The organism is Pseudomonas yamanorum, assembly GCF_900105735.1.
Classification (GTDB): domain Bacteria; phylum Pseudomonadota; class Gammaproteobacteria; order Pseudomonadales; family Pseudomonadaceae; genus Aquipseudomonas; species Aquipseudomonas yamanorum.
Genome location: NZ_LT629793.1, coordinates 1,246,606 through 1,273,334 on the forward strand (window position 1 = coordinate 1,246,606; position 26,729 = coordinate 1,273,334).

The window sequence follows — 26,729 nt, forward strand, 5'->3', positions numbered from 1 at the left end:
CCATTAGCCATTAGCCACACCACTAATAAAGCCCTTCGCAGAAAAAGCTGCCTACTAGCATACTCTTCTAACAAAGCTTCAGCACTCAACCTTCAAAATTTATCACTCCTATGGTACCGTTCTAAACTGTGGCGGACCTGAATAAAATTCATTAATACTATTTTTTATGAAAGCTCGATGCAAATCCCTTGAAATAAACACTTGAAAAAGGACTTATTAGTATAAATTTCACTGAAAATGACCGCTTGAGCCTGCAAACCCTGCGTGCGCAACTGGTGAAGCTGTGCAAACCGACGGTGCGCGTCGAGCCGCCGGTGATGGATACGGTTCAGCTTTCGGAAAAAATGCGGCCTTTGTTTATCAGCAGCGTGCAGCAGGATTTGCAGCGAATCAGTGCCGCGCTCGAGCAACGCGATTGCCGCAGCCTCGGCCAGACACTGCACTCGCTTGCCGGCGCGCTGGGGGCCGTGCAGGCCCTCAGCCTGGCCCAGGCGTGTATCGAGCTGGAGACCCAACTGGCGGGCGGAAGGCTTAACGGCACGCTGGAACTGCAGGTAAAGCAGGTTATCGGCAGGCTGTCGGCCCTGCTCGGGACGCAGCTATGAATCCCAAGGCCTTGCGCGAACACCTCACTCACTTGAACCGGCATCACGGGCAACCCTTATGAAAAAACTCAATGTGGTTATCGCAGACGACCACCCCATCGTGCTTCTGGGCGTGCGTGAACTGGTCGAGCGCGACGAGCGCTTTCAAGTGGTCGGTGAAGCCATCTGTTCCGCAGGCCTGATCGCGTTGCTCGACCAGCAACCCATCGACGTCGTGATTACCGATTACAACATGCCGGGGGACTCGCCCTACGGCGACGGCTTGAAGCTGGTGGAATACCTCAAGCGGCATTTCCCTCACCTGCAGATCCTGATTTTGACGATGATTTCCAATCAGCTGATTCTGACCCGCCTGCAGGAGTTGGGCGTGGTCGGCGTGATCCAGAAAAGCCAGTTGCACACGGAAATCCAGATCGCCCTGAAAGCCATTGCCCAGCAGGCGCTATACCGCAGCCTGGAGCCGGCCAAAACCTCGGTGATCGAGTCGATGACCGCCATCGACGAACGCTTCTCCACCCTGTCGCCGAAGGAGTTCGAGATACTGCGTTTATTTATATCGGGCAAAAGCGTGAGTGATATTGCGCGCAGCCAGAACCGAAGTTCCAAGACTATAAGCGCGCAAAAAATATCCGCCATGCGCAAACTTGAAGTCACCAGCGACCAGGACTTATTAGCTTATTGCCTGGCACAAAACATATTCAACTAATTCAAATTCAAACAACAACTAACAAGCCATTCCCGGTTATGGCTTTTCACCTCCCACGCCACGCCAGAGCCTTATAAGAATCGTCTTATTCCCTCTAAAGCGCTGACTCCTTATTGTTCGTTGGCAGTTTCAATCCTGTATACCAACCCACACTAACGGACATCATCATGAAGAAGTTTTCCCTGGCCCTTATCGCAATGTCGGTACTTGCCGCCTCCGGCACTGTATTGGCCGAAGACCCGCCGGTGACAAAGCCAACCGCCGGCGGCAGCGGCAAAATCACCTTCACCGGCGTGATCAACAACGATGCCTGCTCGGTCGACGGCGCCAACGCTGATCGCGTGATCTCGGTAGACATGGGCACCGTCTCGATCAAAGACATGGGCACCGCCGAGAACCCGGCCTCGGGTCGCATCACCGCCAAGGACTTCAATCTCAGTGTGAACTGCAACCAGGGCACCAAAGTGGCGATGCTCTTTGACGCCAACAACGGCGGTTCGGGCCTGGTCACCGGCAAGAAAGTATTGGCACTGAACCCGGGCAACGGCAGCGCCACCAACGTCGGTATCGCCCTGCTGGACAGCAACGGCGCACTGATCGACCTCAGCTCTCCATCCACCGCGCGCATTGAAAGCGCCATGCACGGCCAGGGTGAAGGCGGCGACGCAACCCTGAGCTTCGCAGCGGCGTACGTCACCACCGGTGCCACCGGCACCTCCACGGCCGGTCGCGGTGACGCCACACTGCCGTTCATCCTGCAATACGAGTAACCGGTACGCCGTACCTGATACGTGCGAGGCCTTCGGGCCTCGCCATTCACCCGACCACCCAACGGTAGAAATCATGTTGCCTCGTTACATTGCCGCGGGCCTGGGGCTGTTGACCCTGCTCATGGCTGCCCAGGCCGCCGCCAGCATTTCACTGAGTGCCACGCGCATCGTGTTTGATGGCGATCACAAGGAAGCCAATATCACCGTGCGCAACGGTAACCAGGATGTGTTGATTCAATCCTGGGTCGACACCAACGATGCGCGAGCCAATGCGGCACCATTCGCCGTGACCCCGCCGCTGGCCCGGATCTTTGCCAAGGAGCAGCAGCTGCTGCGCATTCTCTACCAGGGCGCGGGCATGCCAACGGATCGCGAATCCGTTGTGTGGCTCAACGTCCAGGAGATCCCGCAAGCCGCAGCTTCCGAAAACACCTTGCAATTGGCCGTACGCCAACGCATCAAGATCTTTTTCCGCCCCGCCGGTTTGCCGGGCAATGCCTTGTCAGCGCCCACGCAACTGGAATGGCAACTGGCCAAGCGCGACGCAGAGTTGGTGCTGACGGTAAAAAACCCGACGCTGTATCACGTGTCCATGGCCGATATAAAACTGCAGGCCGGACAACAAACCGAACTGGCGGCCGACTCGACCATGATTGCACCGGGGGCAGAAAAACAGTTCAGCGTTAAACAACTTAACGGCCACGACGCATTGCAACTGTCGTTTTCCAGCATCAATGACTACGGCGCACAAAATAAATACACCGCACAACTTTCAACCCGCTTGGCTGCCAAGGCAATTGAGGCCCGCGCCAAGCCATAAGCACTTCCCTTAACCCCAGGTTCGCTTCGAGTGTGTACTCGCGTGCCTCGCCTGTGTGTCAAACAGGGATGATATAGGTTCTTTGCATGTTTTTTCCTTTAGGCAACAGGCCCAATCATTACACTGGCGAGCGCATAACCCGCGCGTCGAACACCTGCACACCGTTGAAGCTGAGCACGCTTTCGGTGGCGATTTTTGCAAGTTCCTGGGCATTTGCTGATGACCCCTCCCAGGCAGCCTTCAACACCACCTTCCTGCAGGGCGCACAATCCTCGGTGGACCTGCAACAGTTGCTGTCCGCCAGCAGCGTGCTACCCGGCAATTACCGGGTCGACCTGTACAGCAACGAAATGCTGGTGGGCCGGCGCGACATCGACTTCAAGCGCAACCCCAAGACCGGCCGCGTCGACCCGTGCCTGACCCTCGACCTGCTCAAACAACTGGGCATCGACATGACCCGGCTGCAAGCCCTGGGCAAATTCGACCCGGACCTGCCACAGGACTGCTACGACCTCTCGGTGCTGGTCGACCAAGCCACCCTGCGCTACGACGCCAGCCGCCTGCGCCTGGCGGCGAGCATTCCGCAAGTCGCGATGCAGCGCGGCATGCGTGGTTATGTCGACCCAGAACTGTGGGACGACGGCGTGCCGGCTGCGTTTATCAACTATCAGCTCAATAGCAGCCGCACCGCTGGCGACTACAAGACGCGCATCAACAACAACCTGGGGCTGCGCAACGGCATCAACCTGGGGGCGTGGCGCCTGCGTAACGAGTCCAACCTGAGCAATGGCACCGGGCGCCCAAATACCTTCACCAGCAACCGCAGCTATGTGCAGCATGACGTGACCGCGCTCAAAGGGCAGTTCAGCGCCGGTGAGATTTTTTCCGATACCGACCTGTTCGACAGCGTGCGCTACCGGGGCCTGAAGCTGGCTTCCGACGAAGGCATGCGCGCCGACAGCGAGCGCGGTTATGCGCCGGTGATTCGCGGCGTGGCCCAGACCAACGCCACGGTAGAGATCCGCCAGAACGGCTACATCCTGTACACGGCCAACGTCGCGCCGGGACCGTTCGAGATCAATGACATCTACCCCAGCGGTTCGAACGGCGACCTGGAAATCACCATCATCGAAGCCGACGGCCGCCGCCGCGTGACCATGCAGGCGTTCTCAAGCCTGCCGATCATGGTGCGTGAAGGCCAGGTCAAATACAGCGTCTCGGCCGGTAAATTCAGCAGCAACGCCGACGGTCTGGCGAGCCCGCAATTTATCAGCAGCACCGTCGCCTACGGCCTCACCAGCAACCTGAGCGGCATCGTCGGCCTGCAGGTCAGTGACGACTACAAGGCACTGTCCGTGGGCGCCGGTCGCAATACGGCGTTTGGCGCGGTGTCCCTGGACGTCACCCATTCCTCCAGCACCGCCCAGGGGCAGACCATCCAGGGCAACAGCGTGCGCGCGTTGTACGCAAAGACCTTCGCCGGCACCGACACCAACTTCACCCTGGCCGCGTATCGCTACTCGACCGAGGGTTACCGGACCCTCACCGACCACGTCGAGGACATCAGTGAAGGCATTCGCGCACGCAGCGGTAACTCGAAAACCCGCACCGACCTCACGATCAACCAAAGCATCGGCCGCAACCGTGAGTTCGGCAGCCTCTACGTAAACGCCAGCGACCAGCGTTATTGGAACCGTGGCGGCTCCCAGAGCTTTTCCGCCGGCTATAACAACAACTGGGGCGACCTGAGCTACGACCTCGGTGTGACACGCACCAAGCAACTCGTCACCTGGGGCGCGCCCAGCTCCGACACCCAGCTCAACCTGTCGTTTTCCTTCCCCTTGGGCAGCCAGGCGCGCGCGCCACGGGCGTTCGTCACCACCAGCACCCAGCAAGGCGACACAAGCACCCAGGCGGGGATCAACGGCTATGTTTCCGATACCAGCGATACCTTCTACTCGGTGCAGGCCGGCAACAGCAGCACCGGTGGCAACTCGGGCTCGGCCAACCTGACCAGCAGAACCTCCATGGCCGACATCAGCCTGGGATATAGCCAGGGCCGTGGCTACAACTCGCAAAACCTCAACCTCGCAGGCTCAGTGGTGGCCCACGCCGGCGGGATCAACCTGGGGCAAACCGTCAGCGAAACCTTCGCGCTGGCCGAAGTGCCGGGCATTTCAGGCGCAAAAATCAGCAGCTACAGCGGGGTTGAAACCGGCCGCAATGGCTACGCCGTCATCCCGAACGCGCAGCCTTACCGGGTAAACTGGATCAGCCTCGACACCCGCGACCTGGGCGGCGACGTTGAAATCACCCAGGCCACCCAACAACTGGTGCCACGCCGGGGTGCGGTGGTATTGGCCCGCTACAGCGGCAAGACCGGGCGTCGTGTGCTGTTCGAATTGTTTGATGCACAGCACCAGCGGATAGCGTTTGGCGCGTCACTGGAAGATGCCAGCGGCAAGCAGCTTGCCATTGCCGACCCGAGTGGCAACGCACTGGTGTTGGTGGAGGAAGACCAGGGCAGCCTTACGATCAAGTGGGGTGACAAGCACTGTACGGCGGCGTTCGCCATGCCCCCGCAGAACAAGGCGTTGAACTATGAACGCCAGCGGCTGGTGTGCCAGCCTTGACTCAATGCCCGCTGACGGCGGGCTTGCCGTGCGCCCTGTGCCCCGGTTTGAAGCCATGGTTGCGCGCGGCCCACGTAATCGCAAAACCCACCGCCAGCAACACCAACATCGCCCACGGGAATGACGCCACACCCCAGGTATCGAGCAACACTCCGCCCACCACACCACTTCCCGCAATGGCGCTGTTCCAGGCCACCACATTCAGCGACAGCGCCACGTCTGCCCCATCGCCGGCCGCGTCCGCCAATGCGGTTTGCAGCAACGTTGCCGCGCCACCAAAACTCAAGCCCCACACCGCCACACCGGCATAAATCACCCCGGGCACCTGCGCGAGAAAACCAAACGCCAGGCACGTCGCCGCAAAGCCCGCCAGGCTGACCAGCACCGTCTTGCGCAACGCCACATCCACCAACCGAGCGGTCACCCAAATCCCGAGCAGCGCCGCTATACCAAACACCAACAACACCAGATCCACACGATCCACCAATCCCGCCGGGGCCACGAACGGCGCGATGTAGGTATAGAGAATGTTGTGGGCGAGCATCCATGAGATCACCACCGCCAGCACTGGCCGTACGCCCGGCGTGGTCAGCACCTTGCGCAACGGCATACGCTGATGGGCTGACTGGCCGGGGTAATCCGGCACTTTCACCAGCACCCAGACGATCAACACCAAGGTCAGCGCCGACATGATGCCGAAGGTGGTGCGCCAGCCCACCAGTCCACCCAGCCAGGTGCCCAGCGGCACGCCGAGTGACAGCGCAATCGGCGTGCCCACCATGGCCAGTGCCAATGCCTTGCCCTGCTGATGCGGTTCAACCATGCGCCGCGCATAGCCGGCCAACAAACTCCAGGCCAGCCCCGCGGCCATCCCGGCGAGGAACCGCGCCAGCAGCGTCAGCCCGTAGTGGGACGACAGCGCCGTGATGGAATTGAACAGCAGAAAACCGACGATGGTCAGTAGCAGCACATTGCGTCTACGCCAGCCGCGAGTAGCGATGGTCAGCGGGATCACCGCCAGCACCGAACCCAGCGCATAGGCGGTGACCATCTGCCCGGCCATGGACGCTGAAACGCCCAGCCCTTCGCTGATCAGCGGCAACAGGCCCGCCGGCAGGGTTTCAGTGACGATGCAGATGAAACCGGTCATGGCCAGGGCGAGCAAGGCGCCGATGGGCAAGCGGTCGGGAACGGCGTCTGCCGATAAGGTGGTTGAGGGGGTCACAGGGAAACTCCTTGAGCGAGAGGACTTAAATACCGATCGATATAAATGTTGGGCGCCCCACGCAGCGTTGTCAACGACTTATGTATCGAATAGTATTTATCTCATCACCCGAGAGGATTTCCATATGGCGCAGATGGGCCGCCCCCGCACTTTCGACCGCGATCAGGCCGTGGAACAGGCCATGCACCTGTTCTGGCAGCACGGTTACGACGCGACGTCCCTGAGCCAGTTGAAAGCCGGATTGGGCGGCGGCATCTCCGCGCCGAGTTTCTACGCGGCGTTCGGCTCCAAGGACGCGCTGTTCCAGGAGTGCGTGCAGCGTTATCTGGCGACGTTCGCCCAGGTCACCGAATGCCTCTGGGATGACAGCCTGCCACCGCGCCAGGCCATCGAGACGGCGTTGCGGCAATCCGCACGCATGCAGTGTGAAGAGGGGCATCCCAAAGGCTGCATGGTAGCCCTGGGCGTGATGAGCGCGCCCTCCCCCGAGAACGCGCAGGTGACTCATTCGCTGACTCAGTCGCGGGAGCGCACACGGGCGGGCATCGTGCATTGCGTCGAGCGAGGCATTCGCGCCGGCCAGTTACCCGCCGAGACCCACGCCCGCGCAATGGCCACGGTCTACGACAGTTTTCTGCAAGGCGTGTCGATCCTGGCCCGGGATGGCGTCGACGCTGACGCCATCGACACGGCCATCGGCCAACTGATGCAGACCTGGGATTTATCCGCCGCTACAGCGCCGCCCATTCGGCGCGATGCGCCAGCAGAAAATCCACAAATGCCCGCACCCGATGGGGTACATAGCGGCCGTGGGGATACAGCAAGGTAAACGGCCGTGAGCGCCCGCCGTAAGGCTGCAACACCTCCACCAGGCTGCCGTTGGCCAACTCCTCCTCGACGATGAACTTGTAGGTCTGGAATAACCCCGCGCCGTGCTTGGCCAGGGTCACGCCACCCAGCACATCGTCAGAGCAGCTGTAGCCTGCTTCCCCGGCAAACTCCCGCTCCTTGCCGTCCATCTGGAACAGCCAGGAAATGCGCCGCCCGTTGCTCGGCAATTCGTACTGGATGCACTCATGGTTCGGCAAATCCTCCAGGGCCTGGGGCGTGCCGGCACGCTTCAGATACGACGGCGCCGCAACCACCACCAGCCTGGCGTCTTCCAGCAACCGCGCGATCAGCGTCGAGTCCGGCTGGGCCCGCACGCGGATGGCCAGGTCATAACCTTCGGCGACGAAATCGATGTTGCGGTTGCTGATGTGGATATCCACGCTGACTTGCGGGTACAGCGCACGGAATTTCGGCAGCAGCGGCAGGATGCGGTGATGGCCGTAGGTGGTCGGGATGCTGATGCGCAACAGCCCGGACGGCACCGATTGCGCGCCCATCATTTCCTGCTGGGCTTCCACCAGTTGCGTCAGCGCCTGGCGGCATTGCTCGAAAAATGTCCGGCCGCCATCAGTCAGGCGGATGCTGCGGGTGGTGCGCACAAACAACCGGGAACCCAGGCGCTCTTCCAGCCGCGAGATGCTGCGGCTCACCGCCGCCGGCGTCACGCCCGCCACCTGGGCGGCAGCGGTAAAGCTGCTGGCCTCGGCAGCCAGGCAGAACAGCTCGATGCTGCCCAACTGCAAATCTTCGAAATGGCGCTTCATGATTGATTACACCGGGTATCTACTTGGGGATTCACCCGCTCTATTTATCAGCAAGGGCCGCATAAATATAGGGGCCCTACCTGGCCCGTGCTTGCTTTCATTCCATGCACACCGCCCACAACTTCCGTGGCAATGCTCCGTCGTTGGACCTTGCGAACTCCATCAACAACCAGCCGGTCGTGGTCAACCGATTACCGAATACCGACCGTGGTTCGCAGATCGACTCCCTGCAAAAAGGCGTGTATTTCCAGGACCAGATCAAGTTCGACGAGGCCACCACCTCGCGCGCAGGGTTGGTGTACAAGGCTGGCAACGGCCTGGCACCGTACCTGAGCTACAGCGAATCGTTCTTCCCGGTAGCGGGTGTGAGCAAGGCCGGGCAAGTGTTTGTGCCCACCGAAGGCAAACAGTACGAGTTCGGTGACTTACCGCTGGTAGGCCAACAACGGCTCACTCAGCGGTTCGGGGCGTCAGGCATATGGCGTTGGGGGCGGTGATTGGGGGCATATCCGTTGGTTTTGTTACGGCTACTATTGGTTCCGCTCTTACAGCGGCTCACTTTTGAAAAGCGCAAAAGTAAGCAAAACGCTCTTGCCCCACCACTCGGCACCTCGCTTGGGCTCGGTGTGCCCGAACGAAGGCTTTGGAGCGTGGGCCGCCGCGATGGGCCATCCTTGGCCCAGCGCGGCTAACCCGGCGTCCTGCCGGGTTACCCACGCTCCAAAGCCTGCGTTCGGCCAGCGTGGTTTAACGGGGCGCCTAAGATCAAGATCAAAAGCAGATCAAGGGCACAGCGGCCTACAGGCCGGCTTGAGTGTGGTGAAGCAACAGCAAGATCAGAAGCTAAAGCGGGCACGGTCCAAATGTGGGAGCGGGCTTGCTCGCGAAGGTCGTTAACGATGATGCGGGCATTCTGGATGAACGCGGCGGTCTCAGGTTTTTCGCGAGCAAGCCCGCTCCCACAGAAAAGCAGCTCTGCTTTCGCTCTCGATCTCGCCTCTGCTTCTAACACTCAAGCCGGCCTGTAGGCCGCTGTGCTCTTGCTTTTGATCTTGATCTGACTGCCCCATTCAGCCCGAGGCCGAACGCAGGTATTGAGGAGCGGGTAAACCGGCAGGACGCCGGTTTAGCCGCGCCGGGCCATGGATGGCCCGTCGCGGCGGCCCGCGGAGCAATGCCGGAGTGAGGGAACGCCGAGCCTAAGCGAGGCGCCGACAGGCGGGGCAGAGCGTTTTGCTTACTTTTGCGCTTTTCAAAAGTGACCCGCTGTAAGAGCGGAACCGCCAGCAGCCGTTACCCAAATAACGGATATACACTCAAAACAACAACCGCGAAAAATCACAACACTGCACCGCCAACTGCGCCACATTCTGGTTCAAGCCAAACTGCCGATCCCCGCGATGCAACGCCACATACCCAACCTTGGGCAGCGCCGGTTCCGTCTCCAATGCGCGTAATTCTCCGCGCTCGATCAAATGCGACAAGCACGCCTTGGGCAAGTAACTCACCCCCACCCCGGACAGCGCCAGCCCAACCTGCACCAGCAAGTTATGGCTGGTCAGCTTACGCGGCATCTGCACAGCATGCGCCGCCAGCCAGCGCTCATAAAGCAGGCCCGTCCCGGAGTGCGAACCCTGGGTCAGCACCGTATACCCCGCCAACGCCTCAAGCCCTACCGGATCGGGCTCACTGACTAACCACGGGGCGCACATCCAGGCGTTTTCCACACTGCCCAACGGCGTACTCAGAAACCGCGAATCACTGTAGGCATCGGGCACGATCACCAGGTCCAGCTCATCACTCTCCAGCTTGCGAAACAGCTCGCTGCTCAACTCCACCGAAGGCTCGATCTGCACTTTGGGATACGCCTCGCGCAACGCTTCCACCAGCGCCGGCAACCAGGTGAAGGCCGTCAATTCCGTCACCCCCAGGCGAAACCTGCGCACCAGCACTTCGCGGGTACTGACCCGCTCCAGCAAGTAGTCGCGACGCTCCAGCAGGTCCTTGGCGTAGTCGAGCAACTCGGCGCCTTTTTCGGTCAGCCGGGCATTGCGTTTGCTGCGGTCGAAAATCTCGACATCGAAGGTTTCTTCCAACTCCTGGATGCGCTTGGAAATCGCCGACTGCGACATGTTCAGCTTGTTCGCCGCCGCCTCGAAACTGCCCAGCTCGGCAATCCAGTACAACGCGTCGATTTGCTTGAACGTGATCATCGGCCACCTCCCATGAGAAAAAGCGATCCTATCAGATAATAAAATATCGCTAAAACTGCTTCTTCATCGCTCCTAAGATCTAGCCACAGACCCATAAGATCAATCGGAGTTACAGCCATGTCCTTGCCCGGTTCCCGCATCCTCCCCAACCCACCGCTGGCTTCCGCCGAAGTACTTGAAGCCTTTACTCACGTGGTCACCCCGCACATCAGCGACAACCTCGGCCGGCACATCGGCGCCCGCGGGCTGAACCGCTACAACCGCACCGGCAAGCTGGTGGGTACCGCGCTCACGGTGAAAACCCGCCCCGGCGACAACCTGCTGATCTACAAGGCCTTGAGCATGCTCGAGCCGGGCCATGTGCTGGTGGTGGACGCCCAGGGCGACACCAACAACGCGGTGATCGGCGAACTGGTCAAACTCTACGCCCAGCAACGCGGCTGCGTGGGGTTTGTGATTGACGGGGCGATCCGTGATGTCGCGAGCTTCGAGGACACGCCTTGTTATGCCCGCAGCGTGGTGCATTGCGGGCCTTACAAGACCGGCCCGGGCGAGGTGAATGTGCCGGTGTCCATCGGCGGCATGCTGATCAACCCGGGGGATGTACTGGTGGGTGACGAAGACGGCCTGGTCGCCTTCTCCCAGGCCGACGCCCCCGAAGTACTGCGCAAGGCGGCTCAACACGCGGCCCACGAAGAGGAAGTCAAAGCCGAAATCTCCAGCGGTGCGGTGCACCAGAGCTGGATCGACAAGGTGCTGCAGCAGGCCGGCCTGGCAGGTTGAAGGGGAACATCATGAGCACTGCATTTCTCTCCGATCGGGTGCTGGGCATTGCGCCTTCCCCGAGCATCGCCGCCAACGCACTGGTCAGCGAACTGCGCGCCCAGGGCCGGGACATCGTCAACTTCACCGTGGGCGAGCCGGACTTCGATACGCCCGCGCATATCCTCGAAGCAGCCAGTGTCGCGATGCACAGTGGCGACACCCACTACACCGCCACCAGCGGCACCCTCGCCCTGCGCCAGGCGATCTGCCTCAAGCTCAAGCGTGATAACCAGTTGGACTATGGACTGGACGAAGTGATTGCAGGTTGCGGTGGCAAGCACATCATCTATCACGCCCTGGCGGCGACCCTGAATCGCGGCGACGAAGTCATCGTGCACACGCCGTATTGGGTGTCGTACCCGGACATCGCACGGCTGAATGACGCAACGCCGGTGATCATTCCCGGCGATGAGTCACTGGGGTTCAAGCTGTCGCCGCAAGCCCTGGAACAGGCGATCACCCCGCGCAGCAAATGGGTGATCCTCAACAGCCCGAACAACCCCAGTGGCGCGGTGTACAACGAAGCCGAGCTGTTGGCCCTGGCCGAGGTGCTGCGGCGTCATCCCCATGTGCTGATCATGGCCGACGAGATCTACGAGCACTTTGTCTACGACGGTGCCCGCCACGTGTCCCTGACCCGACTCGCACCGGACCTGAAACCGCGCACGTTGATCGTCAACGGTGCCTCCAAGGGCTATGCCATGACCGGCTGGCGCCTGGGTTTCGGGGCTGGTCCGGCGTGGCTGATCGCGGCCATTGCCAAGTTGCTTTCGCAAACCACCACCTGCCCCAGTTCCCTCAGCCAGGCTGCCGCAGTTGCCGCCTTCGCCGGCGACCAGGCGCCCATCGCCGGCATGCGCGAGGTGTACCAGCAACGCCGCGAACGCATGCTGGGCCTGCTCGAAGAGATTCCCGGCGTGAGCTTCACCCCGCCGGATGGCGCGTTCTACGTGTTCGCCAACGTCGCCGGATTGATCGGCAAGACCACCCCGCACGGCGAGCGGATCGACGGCGACACACAACTGGCCGAGTACCTGCTGCGGGAATACGGCCTGGCCACCGTGAGTGGTGCGGCGTACGGCATGTCGCCTTACATCCGGCTGTCGTTCGCCAGCTCGCTTGAAGTGATTGAAGAAGGTTGCCGTCGCCTGAATGAAGCGTGCCATCGATTGCGCTGACGGATACCCGCCCCACACGGCGGCCAGGGATGGCCGCTCATTGACTGCCTAGAACAACACTCATAATCATTGATATAAATGAGGCATTCCCATGCACAAGCCCCGCATCGCGCTGGTCTGGCAAATCCTGATCGGCCTGCTCGCCGGCATCGCCATCGGTGCCCTGCTGCACCGTTTTCCCGAATCCCGGCCGTGGCTGGTGGACAACCTGCTGCAACCGGCGGGCGATATCTTTATCAAGCTGATGAAGATGATCGTCGTGCCCATCGTGTTTGCCTGCATGGTGGTGGGCATCGCCGGGCACGGTGACGGTAAATCGTTGGGACGCATCGGGGTCAAGTCCCTGGGCTATTTCTTCTGCATCACCACCCTGGCGATCATCGTCGGGCTGGTGATGGGCAACCTGCTCCAGCCGGGCGCCGGCACTGAACTGGCCAGCCTGAAAGCCAACGCCGTGACCTTGCCCACCAGTAGCACCGGTGGCGGCCACAGCCTGGGGCAGATCATTGTCGGGATCATCCCGGACAACGTGATCAACGCCATGGCCCAGGGCAGCCTGCTGTCGGTGCTGTTCTTCGCGGTGATGTTTGGCCTCGGGGTGTCGCGCTTGCCCGCCGAGCGCAAAGACCCGGTGATTGCCCTGCTGCGCGGGGTGTCGGAGGCGATGTTCAAGGTCACGTCGATGATCATGGCCTACTCGCCCATCGGCGTGTTCGGAATGATCGCAGTGACCGTGGCCAACTTCGGGTTCAGTTCGCTGCTGCCGTTGGCCAAGTTGATCATGGTCAGCTACGTGTCGATTGCGTTCTTCGTGCTGGTGGTGCTCAACCTGGTGGCGCGGCTGTGCGGGATCAACCTGTTTGCGTTGATGCGGCATATCAAGGACGAACTGATCCTGGCGTTCTCCACCGCCAGCTCGGCGGCGGTGATGCCGCAACTGATGAAGAAGCTCGAAACCTACGGCGTGCCGCCTTCGCTGGTGAGCTTTGTGGTGCCGGTGGGGTACTCGTTCAACCTGGACGGTGCGTCGCTGTTTTTGGGGATCGGCACGCTGTTCGTGGCGCAGTTGTATGGCATCGACCTGAGCCTGGGCGACCAGGCACTGTTGGTGGTGACCATGGTGCTGACGTCCAAGGGCGCGGCCGGGGTGCCGGGGTTCATGTTCGTGATTCTGTCGGCGACCCTGGCGAGTGCGGGCTTGCCGTTGGAGGGCATCGCCTTCATCGCCGGGGTGTATCGCCTGATGGAAATGCCGACCACTGCGTTGAATGTGCTGGGCAATGCCCTGACACCGCTGGTGATCGCCAAGTGGGAGCGCCGTGAGGGCACTGCTGAAACCTGTGGTAAGGGGACAAGCCCCTCACCACAGTAAGCGCTGTTGTCAGTCGAGGTCCGACGCGTCATGACGCTCGCGCAGTTGCTCTGAAGGATCGCCCGACACGCGGTTGACCCGGCGCCCTCGCTGCACCGCCGGCCGTGCTTCGATGGCGTTGGCCCAGCGCACGACGTGCTTGTAATCCTGCACCGAGAGAAACTCCCCCGCCTCATACAAGCGGCCTTTCACCAGGCCGCCGTACCACGGCCAGATCGCCATGTCGGCGATGGTGTATTCGTCGCCGGCGATGTATTCGTGCTCGGCCAGTTGCTTGTCCAGCACGTCCAGTTGGCGTTTGGTTTCCATGGCGAAGCGGTCGATGGCGTATTCGATCTTGGTCGGCGCGTAGGCATAGAAATGCCCAAACCCACCGCCCAGGTACGGCGCGCTGCCCATCTGCCAGAACAACCACGACAGGCACTCGGCACGGGCCGCCGGTTCCGTGGGCAGGAACGCGCCGAACTTCTCGGCCAGGTATTGCAGGATCGCCCCGGACTCGAACACTCGAATCGGCTTGGGCCCGCTGCGGTCCAGCAGCGCGGGAATCTTCGAGTTCGGGTTCACGCCGACGAAGCCACTGCCGAACTGGTCGCCGTCACCGATCTTGATCAACCACGCATCGTATTCCGCACCCTTGTGACCCAGGGCCAGCAGCTCTTCCAGCAGGATCGTGACCTTCTGGCCATTGGGCGTTGCCAGGGAATACAGCTGCAACGGATGACGACCAACCGGCAATTCCTTGTCGTGGGTCGCACCGGCGATGGGCCGGTTGATGCTGGCGAAGGTGCCGCCGTTTTGGGTTTTCCAGGTCCAGACTTTTGGCGGTACGTAATCAGTCATGCCACTACTCCTTGGATTCAATGTTCACAACAACTAACGGTAGGAGCGAGCTTGCTCGCGAAAAACTCGAGAGTGCCGTGTACTTTCAGGATGCCCGCGTTGTCGTCGACGACTTTCGCGAGCAAGCTCGCTCCTACAGGTTCTTTTGGGCCAGTTGGGCAATATTCCAGCCGCCACCCAGTGCCTTGATCAGCCCTACGTTGGCGCTTAACTGTTGAGTCTGTAGATCCAGCACAGTTCGCTGCGCCTGCAACGACGCTACCTGCGCCGTCACCACATCCAAGTACGCCGCTCCGCCCTGGCGAAAGCGCGCCAGGGACAAGTCCTCGGCGTACTGCGCCGCAGCGGCGGCATCGCGCTGGTCAACCAGGGCGGTGTCGAGCCCGGAGATGATCGACAGGTTGTTCTCCACCTGCTCGAACGCGGTCAACACTACACCACGATACTTGGCCGCGGCTTCATCGGTTGCCGCCTTGGCACTGTCGACTCCGGCCTGGCGCGCGCCGCCGTCAAAGATTGTCCCCACCAGCGACGGGCCAATGGCCCAGAAGATGTTGGGCGCACTCAACAAATGCGCGAACTCATCGCTCTGGAAGCCGCCTTGGGCACTCAGGGTGAGGGCCGGGAACCAGGCGGCTTTCGCGACGCCTATGCGTGCATTGGCCGAGGCAATCCGGCGCTCGGCAGCGGCGATATCCGGCCGACGCTGCAACAGCGTAGACGGTACACCGGTGGGCACGCCGGGCAAGGCGATGTCCGCAACGCTGGGGGCAATCGCGTAGGTCGATGCGGACTCACCCAGCATCGCCGCTATCGAGTGTTCGAGCACTGCACGCTGCACCAAATTCTGGCTCAGTTGCGATTTGACCGTCGACAGTTGGGTACGCGCCCGCGCTACGTCCAGGCCGGAAACGATACCGCCGCCGTGCAAGCCTTCGGTCAGGCTCAGAGCCTTGGCATAGGCATCGCTGGTTTCCTGCAGCAACTGGTCTTGCCGGTCGATGCCACGCAGGCGGATGTAGCTGTCGGCCAATTGCGCCTGCAAGCTCAGACGTACTGAGGCCAGGTCAGCCTTGGCGGCCTGGGCGTCGCTGGTGCCGGCGGCAACGGTGTCGCGCACACGGCCCCAGAGGTCGACTTCATAGTCCAGTTCTACCCCCACGGTGCCGGAGTCATAGACATTCGGCGGGCTGGCCGAGCGCAGTGGCCGGGTGTCCGACTGGCGAATGCGCTGGGCATTGCTGGAGCCGATCAGCTTTGGAAACAGCCCGGATTGTGCCTGGGCCAAAAACGCCTGGGCCTGGGAATAATGAGCCAGTGCCGCGCTCAAGTCCGGGTTGCTTTGCAGCAACTGCTGCTCCATGGCGTCCAGTTGCGGGTCCTTGTAGATGTGCCACCAACCGTCGCGACTCGCCTGGTCGTTCGGCGTGCCGACGGTCCACGGGCCCTGGGTATGGAACTGCGCGGCAATGGGTACCTCCGGCACGTCCAGCGGCGGCGCCAGATGGCAGGCGCCCAGGCCCAGGGTCGCGACCAATACCAGGCAAGTGCGCTTAGCCATGGGGTTTGACCTCTGTAGTGTTGGCGGCCAGTTGCACCGAGTCGTCGTCGGCCAGGCCGTCGGGCGGGGTGTCGATCACCCGGTCAGTGGCGACGAGGCCACTGCCGATTTCCACGCTGTCACCAAAGTCCCGGGCGATGGTCACGGTCTTGAAGTGCACATGATTATTCGCGTCGAGAGTGGCCACGCGCATGCCCTTGTCATCGAACACCAGGGCGCTGGCAGGCAGGCGCAGCACGTCGGTCTGCACCGGCAAGGTGAACTGCACGCTGGTGTAGCCGCCCGGCAACAGGCGGCTGCCGGGGTTGTCCACCAGCAGTTGCACCAGAGTGCTGCCGGACGCGGCGTTGACCGCATCGGCGGTGGCGATCACCTTGGCGGTGAAGGCTTCACCGCGATACTCCGGCACGCTCAGACGTGCCACGGTGCCCACTTGGATCTGCGGCGCCGACGACTGCGGCACCTGCACATACACTCGCAGGCGGCTGACGTCAGAGACCGCGAACAGCTCTTTACCGGTGGCACCGCCGGCACTGATCAGCGCCCCCACATCGGTGGAGCGCGCGGTGACCACGCCGGCGAACGGTGCGGTCAACCGCTGGAAGCCCTTGGTGGCAATCAACTGGTCGACGTTGGCCTTGGCCGCGACCACTTTAGCCTGCTTGGCGGTGAGGTCGCCGGTGCGCTCATCCACGTCCTGGCGCGACACCGAATCCGAGGCCAGCATCGCCTGCCAGCGCTTGGCGGTGGTCTGCGCCAACGACTCGTCGGCCTGGGCCGAAGCCAGTACAGCCTTGGCTTGCAGCAGTTGTTGATCGAGCTCTGGCGTGTCGATTTCAGCCAGCAGTTGCCCGGCCTTTACGTGGTCGCCGATGTCGACGTTCCAGGTCTTGAGGTAGCCATTGACCCGGGCAAAAATCGACGCCCGCGAATACGCCTCTAGGCGCCCCGGCAAATTCAGGATCGGCCCTTGGGGCTGCACGCTCGGGGTGATCAGGATCACGCTGGGCAAGGCCTGGGCGTCGGTCCAGGTTTTCAGGTCGCGGGATTCGCTGGCGCGCACGCCGATGCCGAACACCACCACGGCGACCAGTACTACCAGCCCCAGCACCAGCCAGAGCAGACCACGGGATTTACGACGGGGTGAACCCGGATTGGAAACGGAAGTGGACATGTCAAACCCCTTGAGTGGCGGTGGTCGCAAGCGTGGCGTGCTGACGCCGCCCGTGCACAAGACTGAAAATCAGCGGAACCAGGAACAGCGTGGCAATGGTGGCGAAGGCCAACCCGCCGATGACCGCACGGCCCAGCGGAGCGTTCTGTTCGCCGCCCTCCCCCAGGCTCAGGGCCATCGGCGCCATGCCGATGATCATCGAAATCGCGGTCATCAATACCGGACGCAGACGGGTAAAGCCGGCTTCAAGCGCCGCCTGCACCGCATCCCCGTGCACCGCCAGGCGTTCGCGGCAGAAGCTGACCACGAGGATGGCGTTGGCGGTGGCCACGCCCATGCACATGATCGCCCCGGTCAACGCCGGTACCGACAGCGGCGTGTGGGTGATGAACAGCATCCACACAATGCCCGCGAGCGCCGCCGGCAAGGCGGTGATGATCACGAACGGGTCAACCCAGGACTGGAAGTTGACCACGATCAGCAGGTAGATCAGCACCACGGCGCCGAGCAGGCCAAACAGCAAGCCACTGAAGGCTGCGTTCATGGTTTGCACCTGGCCCTGCAACAGCACCTTGGAACCGGTGGGCACCTCGCTGGCGTGGGCGGCGAGGATTTTCTGGATGTCGGCGGCGACGGCGCCGAGGTCGCGGCCCTGGATCGCGGTCAACACCTCCACCACCGGCTGGATATCCGATTGGGTCACCACTGAGTTGCTGTGGCTGCGGTCGATGGAAGCCAGGCCGCCGAGGGTCTGGTCCGCTGCCGCACCGGCACTGCCGCTCAACGGCAGGTTATGCAACGCGGCCAGGGTGTCGAGGCCGTATTGCGGGGTTTGCATCACAATCGGGTAGGACACGCCGTTGGCCGGGTTGAGCCAGAACGTCGGCGCCACCTGGCTGGAACCGGCGAGGTTAACCACCAGGCTGTTGGTCACGTCACGCTCGTTCAGGCCCACCAGTTGGGCTTGAGTGCGGTCCACGTTGATATTGAAGGTTGGCAGCTGCCGCGACTGCTGGATACGCGCATCCACCACCCCCGGCACCCGCCGGATTTCCCGCAGCAACGTGCTGGCATAGGTGAAGTTGGCTGGCAGGTTATTGCCGCTGACTTGCACATCCACCGGCGCGGAAGACCCGAAGTTGAGGATCTGCCCGACGATGTCCGACGCCGGGAACGAGAACACCGCATTCGGGAATTCGCGAGGCAGTCGTTCCCGCAGTTCGCGCATGTATTCGGCGGTGGGACGATGGCCCTCTTTCAGGCTGATCTGGATGTCGCTGTCCTGGGAGCCCACGGTGCCGGTGTTGTTATAGGCCACGTTGATCCCGCTGATGGCCAGACCGATGTTATCGACGATAGCCGCCAGCTCCTGGGGCTCAATCACTTTATGAATGGTGTTTTCGATCTGCGACACCAGCCGCGCATTGCTTTCGACCCGTGTGCCAATCGGTGCACGCACATGCAGCAGGATCTGCCCGGAGTCGACCTCGGGGAAGAAGTTGCGACCCAGAAACGGCACCAGCGCAAACGACACGGCGACAAACGCCAGCAGCGCGATTACCACGATACGGCGGTGATGCAAGGCACTCTCCAGTGCCCCGTGGTAAACCCCGCGAAACGCCTCGAACTGGCGCTCGAATCCACGCTGGAATTTCACCAACGGGTTACTCGACGGCGCGACCACCGGCGTGCCGTCGGCATGATGTTCGTGAGGCTTGAGCAGGTAATTGGCGAGGGTCGGCACCAGGGTTCGCGAGAGGATGAACGAGGCGATCATCGCGAAGATCACCGCTTCCGCCATCGGCACAAACAGGAAGCGCGCCACGCCTTCCAGGAAAAACATCGGCACGAACACGATGCAGATACACAGCAGCGACACGAACGCCGGCGTGACGATCTGCGCCGCACCGTCGAGGATCGCCGTCTCCACCGGTTTGCCCTGCTCCAGGTGCCAGTTGATGTTTTCGATGGTCACCGTGGCGTCGTCCACCAGAATCCCCACGGCCAATGCCAGGCCGCCGAGGGTCATGATGTTGAGGGTTTCGCCGAGCGCCGACAGCGTGGCAATCGACGACAGGATGGCCAGCGGAATCGAGGTGGCGATAATCACCGTGGAGCGCCAACTGCCGAGGAACAACAGAATCATCAGGCTGGTCAGCGCCGCTGCAATCACCCCTTCACGGGCCACACCGCTGATGGCCGAACGCACGAACAGCGACTGGTCGCCAATCAGATCGATGTTCAGGTTGGGCGGTAACGCGCCTTTGTTGTCGGCCAGTTTGTCCTTGATCCCGGCAATCACCCCGAGGGTCGACGCGGAGCCGGTCTTGAGCACCGGCAGCAACACGGAACGGTTGCCGTTGACGTGCACGATGTTGGTCTGCGGCGGGTTGCCGTCGCGTACGGTGGCCACGTCACGAATCAATACGGTAGTGCCGTCGGCGGTCTTGATCGGCAGGTTTTCCAGGTCGTGGAAATCCGTCGGCGAGTTGTTCAGTTGCAGGTTGAACTCGTAGCTGCCGATCTTTTGCGTGCCTATCGGGGTGATCAGGTTCTGCGTAGCGAGGGCAGTGGCCACGTCTTGCGCCGACAGCCCGCGCGCCTGCATCCGCGCCGAGTCGAGGTCGATCTGCACCTGGCGGGTCTTGCCGCCGAAGGGGTATGGGAGTGCCGCACCGGGCACTGTGGTCAGCATCAGGCGTACGGTGTTGAGGCCCAGGTCGCCCAGCCTCTGTTCGGTGAGGCCTTTGCCGGACAATGCCAGTTGCACGATCGGCACCGTCGAGGCGCTGTAGTTGAGCACCAGCGGCGGCGTGGTGCCCGGCGGCAGTTGGCGCAGGATGGCCTGGGACACCGACGTCACTTGTGCGTTGGCCGTACTGATATTGACCCCCGGCTGGAAGTACACCTTGACGATGCCGAAGCCGTTCAACGACTCCGCCTCGATATGGCGGATGTCGTTGACCGTGGTGGTCAGCACCCGCTCGAACGGCGAGGTGATCCGGCCGGCCATCTGATCCGGAGGCAAGCCGGTGTACTGCCAGATCACGGCAATCACAGGAATGCGAATTTCGGGGAAGATGTCGGTCGGGGTACGCCAGGCCGCGAGCGGGCCCACAATCAGAATGAAAATAGCCAATACCAGGAAGGTATAGGGGCGCCGCAATGCGATGCGCACGAGGTTGAGCATAGATGTGATCCAGACAGGAAGTTGATGACTGAAGGAGGTACCAAACAGCGCTTCCCTCCTGCCCCGCCCGTCTGTAATCCGGGCCAACTGCACTGACATCCGGTCAAAATAGAGGCATATGCCACGATATAGCGTTTAGAGGCATACGCAACTAATTTGTTGCTACATGTGTCAATATTCATCTTGCCGGATTAACGTTCGGTTAACCCTTTAGCTGTAGCGAGTGATCAGCCTGTGAAATGCGCACCGCCCGTCCTCAATAGTCCCAGCACCTGTTCCAATGGAGCCGTGCGTCGTGCGTCCCGGCGGATGGCGCAAATCTATGATGAGGCGTTTTTGCCGTTTGGGCTGAAGGCCACTCAGTATTCGTTGATGAACCACATTGCCAATGGGGACGCGCCCAAAATGCGTGACTTGGCGCAGTCGTTGGTGATGGATTTGTCGGCCCTGGGGCATACGCTCAAGCCGCTGGTGCGGGACGGGCTGGTGGTGTTGCGGGTGGATGAGTTGGACCGCCGTAGCCGGAGGGTGCTGTTGACCGATGCGGGGCAGCGTAAGTACGAGGAGGCGCGGGTGGTGTCCAGGCAGATGGCGGTGCGGTTTGATGAGGTGTTTGGGGCTGAGGCGGCTTGCGAGTTGCGCAAGGCCATGGACTTTATTGCGTCTGATGAGTTTGCTCGGGCGTTGTTGGGTTAGGGGGTATATCCGTTATTTAGGTAGCGGCTGCCTATGGTTCCGCTCTTACAGCGGCTCACTTTTGAACAGCGCAAAAGTAAGCAAAACGCTCTTGCCCCACCACTCGGCACCTCGCCTAGGCTCGGTGTGCCCTCACTCCGGCTTTGGACCGTGGGCCGCCGTCATGGGCCATCCCTGGCCCAGGACGGCTAACCTGGCGTCCTGCCAGGTTACCCACGCTCCAAAGCCTGCGTTCGGCCAGCGTGGTTTAACGGGGCGCCTAAGATCAAGATCAAGATCAAAAGCAAGAGCACAGCGGCCTCCCGGCCGGCTTGAGTGTTGAAGAGCAAAATCAAAAGCTAAAGCGGGCACGGTCCAAATGTGGGAGCTGGCTTGCCTGCGATGGCATCAACTGGGTGTACCTGATGTACCGAGTTGTCTGCATCGCAGGCAAGCCAGCTCCCACAGAAAAGCATATCTTCTTTTGCTCTGGATCTTGCCTTTGCTTTTAACACTCAAGCCGGCCGGGAGGCCGCTGTGCTTTGGCTTTTGATCTTGATCTTAGGCGCCCCGTCAACCACGATGGCCGCAAGTAGGCACGGTGGAGCGGGTAAATCGGCAAGGATGCCGATTTAGCCGCGCCGGGCCATGGATGGCCCGTCGCGGCGGCCCGCGGAACCGGGCCGGAGTGCGGGCATGCCGAGCCTAGGCGAGGCACCGAGTGGTGGGGCAGAGACCTTTTGGTTACTTTTGGGGCGTTTGCCAAAAGTGACCCGCTGTAAGAGCGGAACCATAAGCCGCCGTTACCGAAGAAATGGATATGTACGCAGGAATCCCCCCGCGAAGCCAAGAAATCCCCCCAATCCCAACTAAGCTCACCCCCAACAAAAACAACACCGAGCACCCTTCAACAAAGCAAAAAGCCTGCCCCAGGAAAGAGGCACCCACAACTTCCTGGGTCTGGAACAATTCAAAGGCAACTACATACTGATCGACTACCCCGCCCAGCGCTTTTGCGTGGTACCGCCCGGCCAGTGGACAAGCCGATGATTTACACCCCCACCTCAACACCCCATCCGCTCTTCAATCCATCGCAATTTGACGCGAATGAACGATCTCATCAGCGCCGCCTCACTGCGCTGCTTTCTTGAGCCCATACCACTCTTCAAATCTCTTGATCTCGCTTTCCGACAGGGGCACCGCGGGCTTGGTTTCTGCCTTCGAAAACGGGTCGATCAACACAATCTTCCTGACGTGTTTCGGGCGGTCGCGGCTGCTGGTGGGATACAAGCCTTCATCCAGGCATTTATCCCGCATCGCCTGGCTAGACAAGCCCTGGCAACCGCTGCCATTGGACAGGGCCCGGGCTTCGCAAATGGCCTTGCCGTCCGGGTTTTTCAAGTCGACGCAGCCGAGAGAGCCAAAGGCGTGTCCCAGTACCGATGCGGGGTCATCGGCGTGAGCGGCGACTGACAGGAGGATGAGCGTAAAGGTGAACGCCGTGCTTTTCATAGTGAGCCTCAACCGTCCTTGGAAGAAGCCAGCGTATCAGCCGTATGTGACAACTTTCGCGACTTAATCTATAGGCCAGATCGCTCCCCTGTGTTATTCCGAAGGTTGTCGGAGACACTTGCCTGAGACTCAGCATGAACGAAACACTCGAAGACATTCTGACCAAAGACCTGGCCGTGATTTTCTGCGGCATAAACCCCGGCCTGAAGGCCGCCGCCACCGGCCATCACTTTATGGGCAGGAGCAACCGGTTCTGGCGCACGCTGCACCTGGCCGGGTTTACGCCCCATGAAGTGCAGCCGGAAAACGACCGCACGATCCTGCAGTACCAGTGCGGACTGACCACGGTGGTGGAGCGGCCTACAGCCCGGGCGGATCAGTTGTCAGCGGATGAATTCAGGGCGGCAGCGGCGAGTTTTGAACGCAAGATCGCACGTTATGCGCCACGGTATGTGGCGTTTCTGGGAAAGGCAGCCTATAGCGCGTTGAGCGGGCAGAAGCAGATTGCCTGGGGGCTTCAACCGCATACCCTGGGGCATGCGGCTGTGTGGGTTCTGCCCAATCCCAGCGGGAGAAACCTGGGCTTTACCCAGGCCCAGCTGGTCGAGGCGTACCGTCATCTGAAGCTGGCATTGGCCGCCCCCGCCTAAACCAACGGCTGGTGACTGGTCACACAATGAATCCCCCCACCACCCGCCGCGATTGCATCGATATTGAGCTGCACCACCTCGCGCTCCGGGTAGAGCCTGGACAGTAGCTCAAAGGCTTTTGCGTCGGCCAACTTGTCGCCGAACTCGGGTGCAATCACCGCCCCATTGATGACGAAGTAGTTGATATAACCCGGCGCGAAATCCGGATTGTTCCGACTGAACCGGCTCTTGCGTGGATTAAGCGGCGGCGACACGGTGTGCACCTGCAGCGGCCGGCCGTCCGCATCGGTGGCCTGCTTGAGGATGTCGAGGTGCGCCAGCGTGACCTTGTGATCATAGGATTCGGGGTCGGTGTCGAGGTTGGCAATCACCACGCCTGGCTTGACGAAGCGTGCATAAAAATCGACGTGGGCATCGGTGATGTCTTTGCCCTTGATGCCCGGTAGCCAGATGATCTTGCGCAGGCCCAGGCGTTCCTTCAGCTCGGCCTCGACATCCGCCTTGCTCCAGCCGGGATTGCGGTTGGCATTGATCCAGCTGCTTTCGGTCATGATTCCGGTGCCGTGGCCATCCACCTCGATGGCGCCGCCCTCGCCCACCAGTTCGCTGCGAATCGACTGGGCCTCGGTGACTTCAGCCACCAGGGCGGCCAACTGCGCATCCTCGGCGTGCTGTTGTTTATTGCCCCAGCCATTGAAGTTGAAATCCACGGCGCCCAGCCCGCCCTGGCCATCGATGACAAAATTGGCGCCGGTGTCGCGCATCCAGATGTCGTCCAGCTCCGTGACCACGAATGTGGTGTTGTGGGTGCCGCATTTTTCTTCGGCCAGCACCCGCTCCTCCTCGCGGCAGAACACGGTCACCGGCTCGTGACGGGCGATGGCGCGGGCGATCCGGCCCAGGGCTTCTTGTACGTCAGGCGTGAAGTCTTCGTGAATGGCCTCTTGCGCGCCAAAGGCGATGAACGCTTGCTGATGTTTTTCACCTTCGTCCGGCATGATCCAGCTCCCCTTTTTGGCGGCCTGTACCCAGCCTGGGCCCAACCCGAAAGACGCGGCTGCGCCCAGGGTGGCGACCACCGATACCTGTTTGATGAATTCGCGACGTGTTGCCATAAGTGCCTCTGGAAGTTGAATCATTTGACCGTAGCGGTCTTGAACTTGGTCCAGACCCGCATGCGCGCACGCATGTCCGCCTGGGGAATGTCCTTACCCGGGATCAGGCGCTCGAACGTGGCCTCGTCCGGGTAAATCTGCAGGTTGTTGCGCATCGCCGGGTCCACCTCCGGGCGCGCCTTGGCGTTCGCGGTGGGATAGCCGGTGAAGTTACTGATCGCCGCCATGTTCTCCGGGCGCATCACGAAATTGATAAACGCGTAGGCGTACTCCGGATGCCGGGCATCGACCGGGATCGCCATGGTGTCCATCCACACCGTCGTGCCTTCGCGGGGGATGCGATAGTCGAACGTAACCTTTTTGCCGGCAGCATCCGCCGCCCGTTGTGCCTGGGTCATGTCGCCGCTGTAGCCGAGGGACAGGCACAGGTTGCCGTTCACCAGGTCGGTCACCGGTTGCGATTGGAATTTGCGAATGTAGGGCCGCAGCTTGAGCAACAACTCGCTGGCGGCGGCCAGGTCTGCCGGCTTGGCACTGCGTGGGTCACGCCCCAAATAGTTGAGTGCTACCGCCAGCACTTCGTCCGGTGAGTCGATCAGGGAAATCCCGCAGTCGGCGAACCTCGCGGCCAGCTCCGGCTTGAACAACAGGTCGAGGCTGTTGACCGGCGCATCCGGCAGGCGCTGCTTGATTTGCTCGGTGTTGTAGGTCAGGCCGATGGTGCCCCAGGTGTAGGGAACGGTGGCGGTGTTCGAGTAGGTGTAGTGCGTGCGCAGCTTCTGCAAACCGGGCTCGATATCATTCAGGGCGGTGAGCCTGGACTGATCCAGCGGTTGCAGGCTGCCTGCACGCATGAGCCGTTCGCCCACGGTGTCGCCAGGGAAGATCAGGTCATATCCGCTGCCGCCGGCCATCAGCTTGGCCTCCAGGGTTTCGCTGCCGTCCATCACATCGTAGATCACCTTGATCCCGGTTTCGGCGGTAAACCGCGACAACGTGTCCTCGGCGAAGTAATCGGCCCAGTTGTAGAGCTTCAGGGTCTTTTCTTCGGCGTGCAGCGACGGCGCCAGCGCCAGGCAGCAGAGCAACAGCGTGCAAGGCATCTTCATGTCAAAGCCCTCGGTAGGTGTGGTGACCATCCAGACTCAACAGCCCGCCATACATTTCCGGGCGACGGTCGCGGTAGATGCCCCAGGTCAGGCGGTCCTCGCGCATCGCCGCCAGGTCCAGGCGGTGCACCAGCACACCGGTGCTGTCGCGGTCCGCTTCAGCGAGCAACTTGCCCTTGTGATTGCAGATGAAGGACGAGCCGTAGAAGTCCATCTGCAAGATCGGGTCGGTGGTCGCCACCTCGCGGCCGACACGGTTCGAAGCGACCACCGGCACGAGGTTGGCAGCCGCATGCCCACGCATGGTCATCTGCCAATGGTCCCGGGAATCCAGGGCCGCGCAGCCCGGCTCAGAACCGATGGCCGTGGGAAACAACAACACTTCGGCGCCCATCAGCGCCAGGCAGCGCGCGGTTTCAGGGAACCACTGATCCCAGCAGATACCCAGGCCGATGCGCCCGAATGCCGTGTCCCAGACCCGAAAGCCGGTATCGCCGGGGCTGAAGTACTCCTTCTCCTGATAACCGATGGCGTTGGGGATATGGGTCTTGCGGTACACCCCGAGTAACTGCCCATCCGCATCGGCCACGCTCAGTGAGTTGAAACAGGCATTGCCAGCCTTTTCGAACCAACTGAGGGGCAGCACCACCCCCAGTTCCCGGGCCAGGGCGGCGAAGCGTTTGAGCACCGCGCTGTGCCGGTATTCCTGCGCCAGCGCGAGGTGTTTGTGATGCTGCTCAATGCAAAAATACGGGGTGGCAAACAGCTCCTGCAGCAGGATCACTTGCGCGCCTTTGCTGGCCGCATCACGCACCAATTGTTCGGCCAGATCCAGATTCTTGGGCAGGTCCCAGGTGCAGGGCATTTGCGTGACAGCAATCGTCAGTACGGACATGGC

At 61.4% G+C, this 26,729-nt stretch carries 23 protein-coding genes; 12 read left to right on the forward strand and 11 right to left on the reverse strand.

What is annotated here, in order from left to right; translation table 11 throughout:
* The first annotated feature begins 245 nt into the window (after positions 1-245).
* The 5 genes from BLU46_RS06120 (at position 246) to BLU46_RS06140 (ending at position 5,534) form a co-directional block, all read left to right on the forward strand.
* A complete protein-coding gene (locus tag BLU46_RS06120) occupies positions 246-605 on the forward strand; it encodes an Hpt domain-containing protein (RefSeq protein WP_093199854.1) in 360 nt (119 codons plus the stop codon).
* Positions 606-663: 58 nt separating this feature from the next.
* Complete coding sequence (locus BLU46_RS06125; RefSeq protein WP_063031884.1) at positions 664-1,311, forward strand: response regulator; 648 nt, start codon at positions 664-666, stop codon at positions 1,309-1,311.
* Between the two features lie 167 nt (positions 1,312-1,478).
* On the forward strand, positions 1,479-2,081 hold the full coding sequence (locus BLU46_RS06130) for a fimbrial protein (protein ID WP_063031886.1): 603 nt from the start codon (positions 1,479-1,481) through the stop codon (positions 2,079-2,081).
* Positions 2,082-2,154: 73 nt separating this feature from the next.
* On the forward strand, positions 2,155-2,901 hold the full coding sequence (locus BLU46_RS06135) for a fimbrial biogenesis chaperone (protein WP_063031888.1): 747 nt from the start codon (positions 2,155-2,157) through the stop codon (positions 2,899-2,901).
* A gap of 86 nt (positions 2,902-2,987) precedes the next feature.
* The gene (locus BLU46_RS06140) at positions 2,988-5,534 is read left to right on the forward strand and encodes a fimbria/pilus outer membrane usher protein (RefSeq protein WP_093199859.1); all 2,547 of its coding nucleotides are present in this window, start codon (positions 2,988-2,990) and stop codon (positions 5,532-5,534) included.
* 1 nt (position 5,535) lies between these two features.
* On the opposite strand, the gene BLU46_RS06145 is transcribed toward BLU46_RS06140, so the two are convergent.
* Positions 5,536-6,759 carry an MFS transporter gene (locus BLU46_RS06145; protein ID WP_093199863.1) on the reverse strand — a complete coding sequence of 408 codons (1,224 nt, stop codon included), beginning with the start codon at positions 6,757-6,759 and terminating at the stop codon, positions 5,536-5,538.
* Between the two features lie 124 nt (positions 6,760-6,883).
* On the opposite strand from BLU46_RS06145, the gene BLU46_RS06150 reads away from it, so the two are divergent.
* On the forward strand, positions 6,884-7,588 hold the full coding sequence (locus BLU46_RS06150) for a TetR/AcrR family transcriptional regulator (protein ID WP_093199868.1): 705 nt from the start codon (positions 6,884-6,886) through the stop codon (positions 7,586-7,588).
* On the opposite strand, the gene BLU46_RS06155 is transcribed toward BLU46_RS06150, so the two are convergent.
* Positions 7,491-8,414 (reverse strand): LysR family transcriptional regulator, encoded by a 924-nt coding sequence (locus tag BLU46_RS06155; protein WP_093199873.1) that lies wholly within the window; start codon positions 8,412-8,414, stop codon positions 7,491-7,493. The genes BLU46_RS06150 and BLU46_RS06155 overlap by 98 nt on opposite strands.
* A gap of 104 nt (positions 8,415-8,518) precedes the next feature.
* Between BLU46_RS06155 and BLU46_RS06160 the strand changes: the two genes are divergently transcribed.
* Positions 8,519-8,911: a hypothetical protein gene (locus BLU46_RS06160; RefSeq protein ID WP_231988882.1), complete on the forward strand. Its 393-nt coding sequence runs from the start codon at positions 8,519-8,521 to the stop codon at positions 8,909-8,911.
* 819 nt (positions 8,912-9,730) lie between these two features.
* Here BLU46_RS06160 and BLU46_RS06165 read toward each other — a convergent pair.
* On the reverse strand, positions 9,731-10,627 hold the full coding sequence (locus BLU46_RS06165) for a LysR family transcriptional regulator (RefSeq protein WP_063031899.1): 897 nt from the start codon (positions 10,625-10,627) through the stop codon (positions 9,731-9,733).
* Between the two features lie 117 nt (positions 10,628-10,744).
* Here BLU46_RS06165 and BLU46_RS06170 point away from each other — a divergent pair, with 117 nt between their 5' ends.
* The 3 genes from BLU46_RS06170 (at position 10,745) to BLU46_RS06180 (ending at position 14,002) form a co-directional block, all read left to right on the forward strand.
* On the forward strand, positions 10,745-11,410 hold the full coding sequence (locus BLU46_RS06170; RefSeq protein ID WP_093199879.1) for an RraA family protein: 666 nt from the start codon (positions 10,745-10,747) through the stop codon (positions 11,408-11,410).
* 11 nt (positions 11,411-11,421) lie between these two features.
* Positions 11,422-12,630: a pyridoxal phosphate-dependent aminotransferase gene (locus tag BLU46_RS06175; protein WP_093199884.1), complete on the forward strand. Its 1,209-nt coding sequence runs from the start codon at positions 11,422-11,424 to the stop codon at positions 12,628-12,630.
* A gap of 91 nt (positions 12,631-12,721) precedes the next feature.
* On the forward strand, positions 12,722-14,002 hold the full coding sequence (locus tag BLU46_RS06180; RefSeq protein WP_093199888.1) for a cation:dicarboxylate symporter family transporter: 1,281 nt from the start codon (positions 12,722-12,724) through the stop codon (positions 14,000-14,002).
* Between the two features lie 9 nt (positions 14,003-14,011).
* Here BLU46_RS06180 and yghU read toward each other — a convergent pair whose 3' ends face one another.
* The 4 genes from yghU to BLU46_RS06200 form a co-directional block, all read right to left on the reverse strand.
* A complete protein-coding gene (yghU, locus tag BLU46_RS06185) occupies positions 14,012-14,845 on the reverse strand; it encodes a glutathione-dependent disulfide-bond oxidoreductase (RefSeq protein ID WP_063031905.1) in 834 nt (277 codons plus the stop codon).
* Positions 14,846-14,978: 133 nt separating this feature from the next.
* Complete coding sequence (locus BLU46_RS06190; RefSeq protein ID WP_093199892.1) at positions 14,979-16,406, reverse strand: efflux transporter outer membrane subunit; 1,428 nt, start codon at positions 16,404-16,406, stop codon at positions 14,979-14,981.
* Positions 16,399-17,580 carry an efflux RND transporter periplasmic adaptor subunit gene (locus tag BLU46_RS06195; protein WP_093199896.1) on the reverse strand — a complete coding sequence of 394 codons (1,182 nt, stop codon included), beginning with the start codon at positions 17,578-17,580 and terminating at the stop codon, positions 16,399-16,401. The genes BLU46_RS06190 and BLU46_RS06195 overlap by 8 nt, the downstream gene beginning before the upstream one ends.
* A gap of 1 nt (position 17,581) precedes the next feature.
* A complete protein-coding gene (locus BLU46_RS06200) occupies positions 17,582-20,770 on the reverse strand; it encodes an efflux RND transporter permease subunit (RefSeq protein ID WP_093199901.1) in 3,189 nt (1,062 codons plus the stop codon).
* 309 nt (positions 20,771-21,079) lie between these two features.
* Between BLU46_RS06200 and BLU46_RS06205 the strand changes: the two genes are divergently transcribed.
* Complete coding sequence (locus BLU46_RS06205) at positions 21,080-21,466, forward strand: MarR family winged helix-turn-helix transcriptional regulator (RefSeq protein ID WP_017478718.1); 387 nt, start codon at positions 21,080-21,082, stop codon at positions 21,464-21,466.
* A 1,110-nt stretch (positions 21,467-22,576) separates the two neighbouring features.
* On the opposite strand, the gene BLU46_RS06220 is transcribed toward BLU46_RS06205, so the two are convergent.
* Positions 22,577-22,957 (reverse strand): hypothetical protein, encoded by a 381-nt coding sequence (locus tag BLU46_RS06220; RefSeq protein WP_093199909.1) that lies wholly within the window; start codon positions 22,955-22,957, stop codon positions 22,577-22,579.
* Positions 22,958-23,091: 134 nt separating this feature from the next.
* On the opposite strand from BLU46_RS06220, the gene mug reads away from it, so the two are divergent.
* Entirely contained in the window at positions 23,092-23,607 is a 516-nt protein-coding gene (gene mug / locus BLU46_RS06225) for a G/U mismatch-specific DNA glycosylase (RefSeq protein ID WP_093199915.1), read from the forward strand.
* Here mug and BLU46_RS06230 read toward each other — a convergent pair.
* Genes BLU46_RS06230 through aguB form a run of 3 tightly spaced genes read right to left on the reverse strand, consistent with a single transcriptional unit; the run spans position 23,604 to position 26,726 of the window.
* Entirely contained in the window at positions 23,604-24,722 is a 1,119-nt protein-coding gene (locus BLU46_RS06230; protein WP_093199920.1) for an agmatine deiminase family protein, read from the reverse strand. The two genes, mug and BLU46_RS06230, sit on opposite strands and share 4 nt — an antisense overlap.
* 20 nt (positions 24,723-24,742) lie before the next feature.
* Positions 24,743-25,831: an extracellular solute-binding protein gene (locus BLU46_RS06235; protein ID WP_093199925.1), complete on the reverse strand. Its 1,089-nt coding sequence runs from the start codon at positions 25,829-25,831 to the stop codon at positions 24,743-24,745.
* A 1-nt stretch (position 25,832) separates the two neighbouring features.
* A complete protein-coding gene (aguB, locus tag BLU46_RS06240) occupies positions 25,833-26,726 on the reverse strand; it encodes an N-carbamoylputrescine amidase (protein ID WP_093199929.1) in 894 nt (297 codons plus the stop codon).
* Between the last annotated feature and the right edge of the window lie 3 nt (positions 26,727-26,729).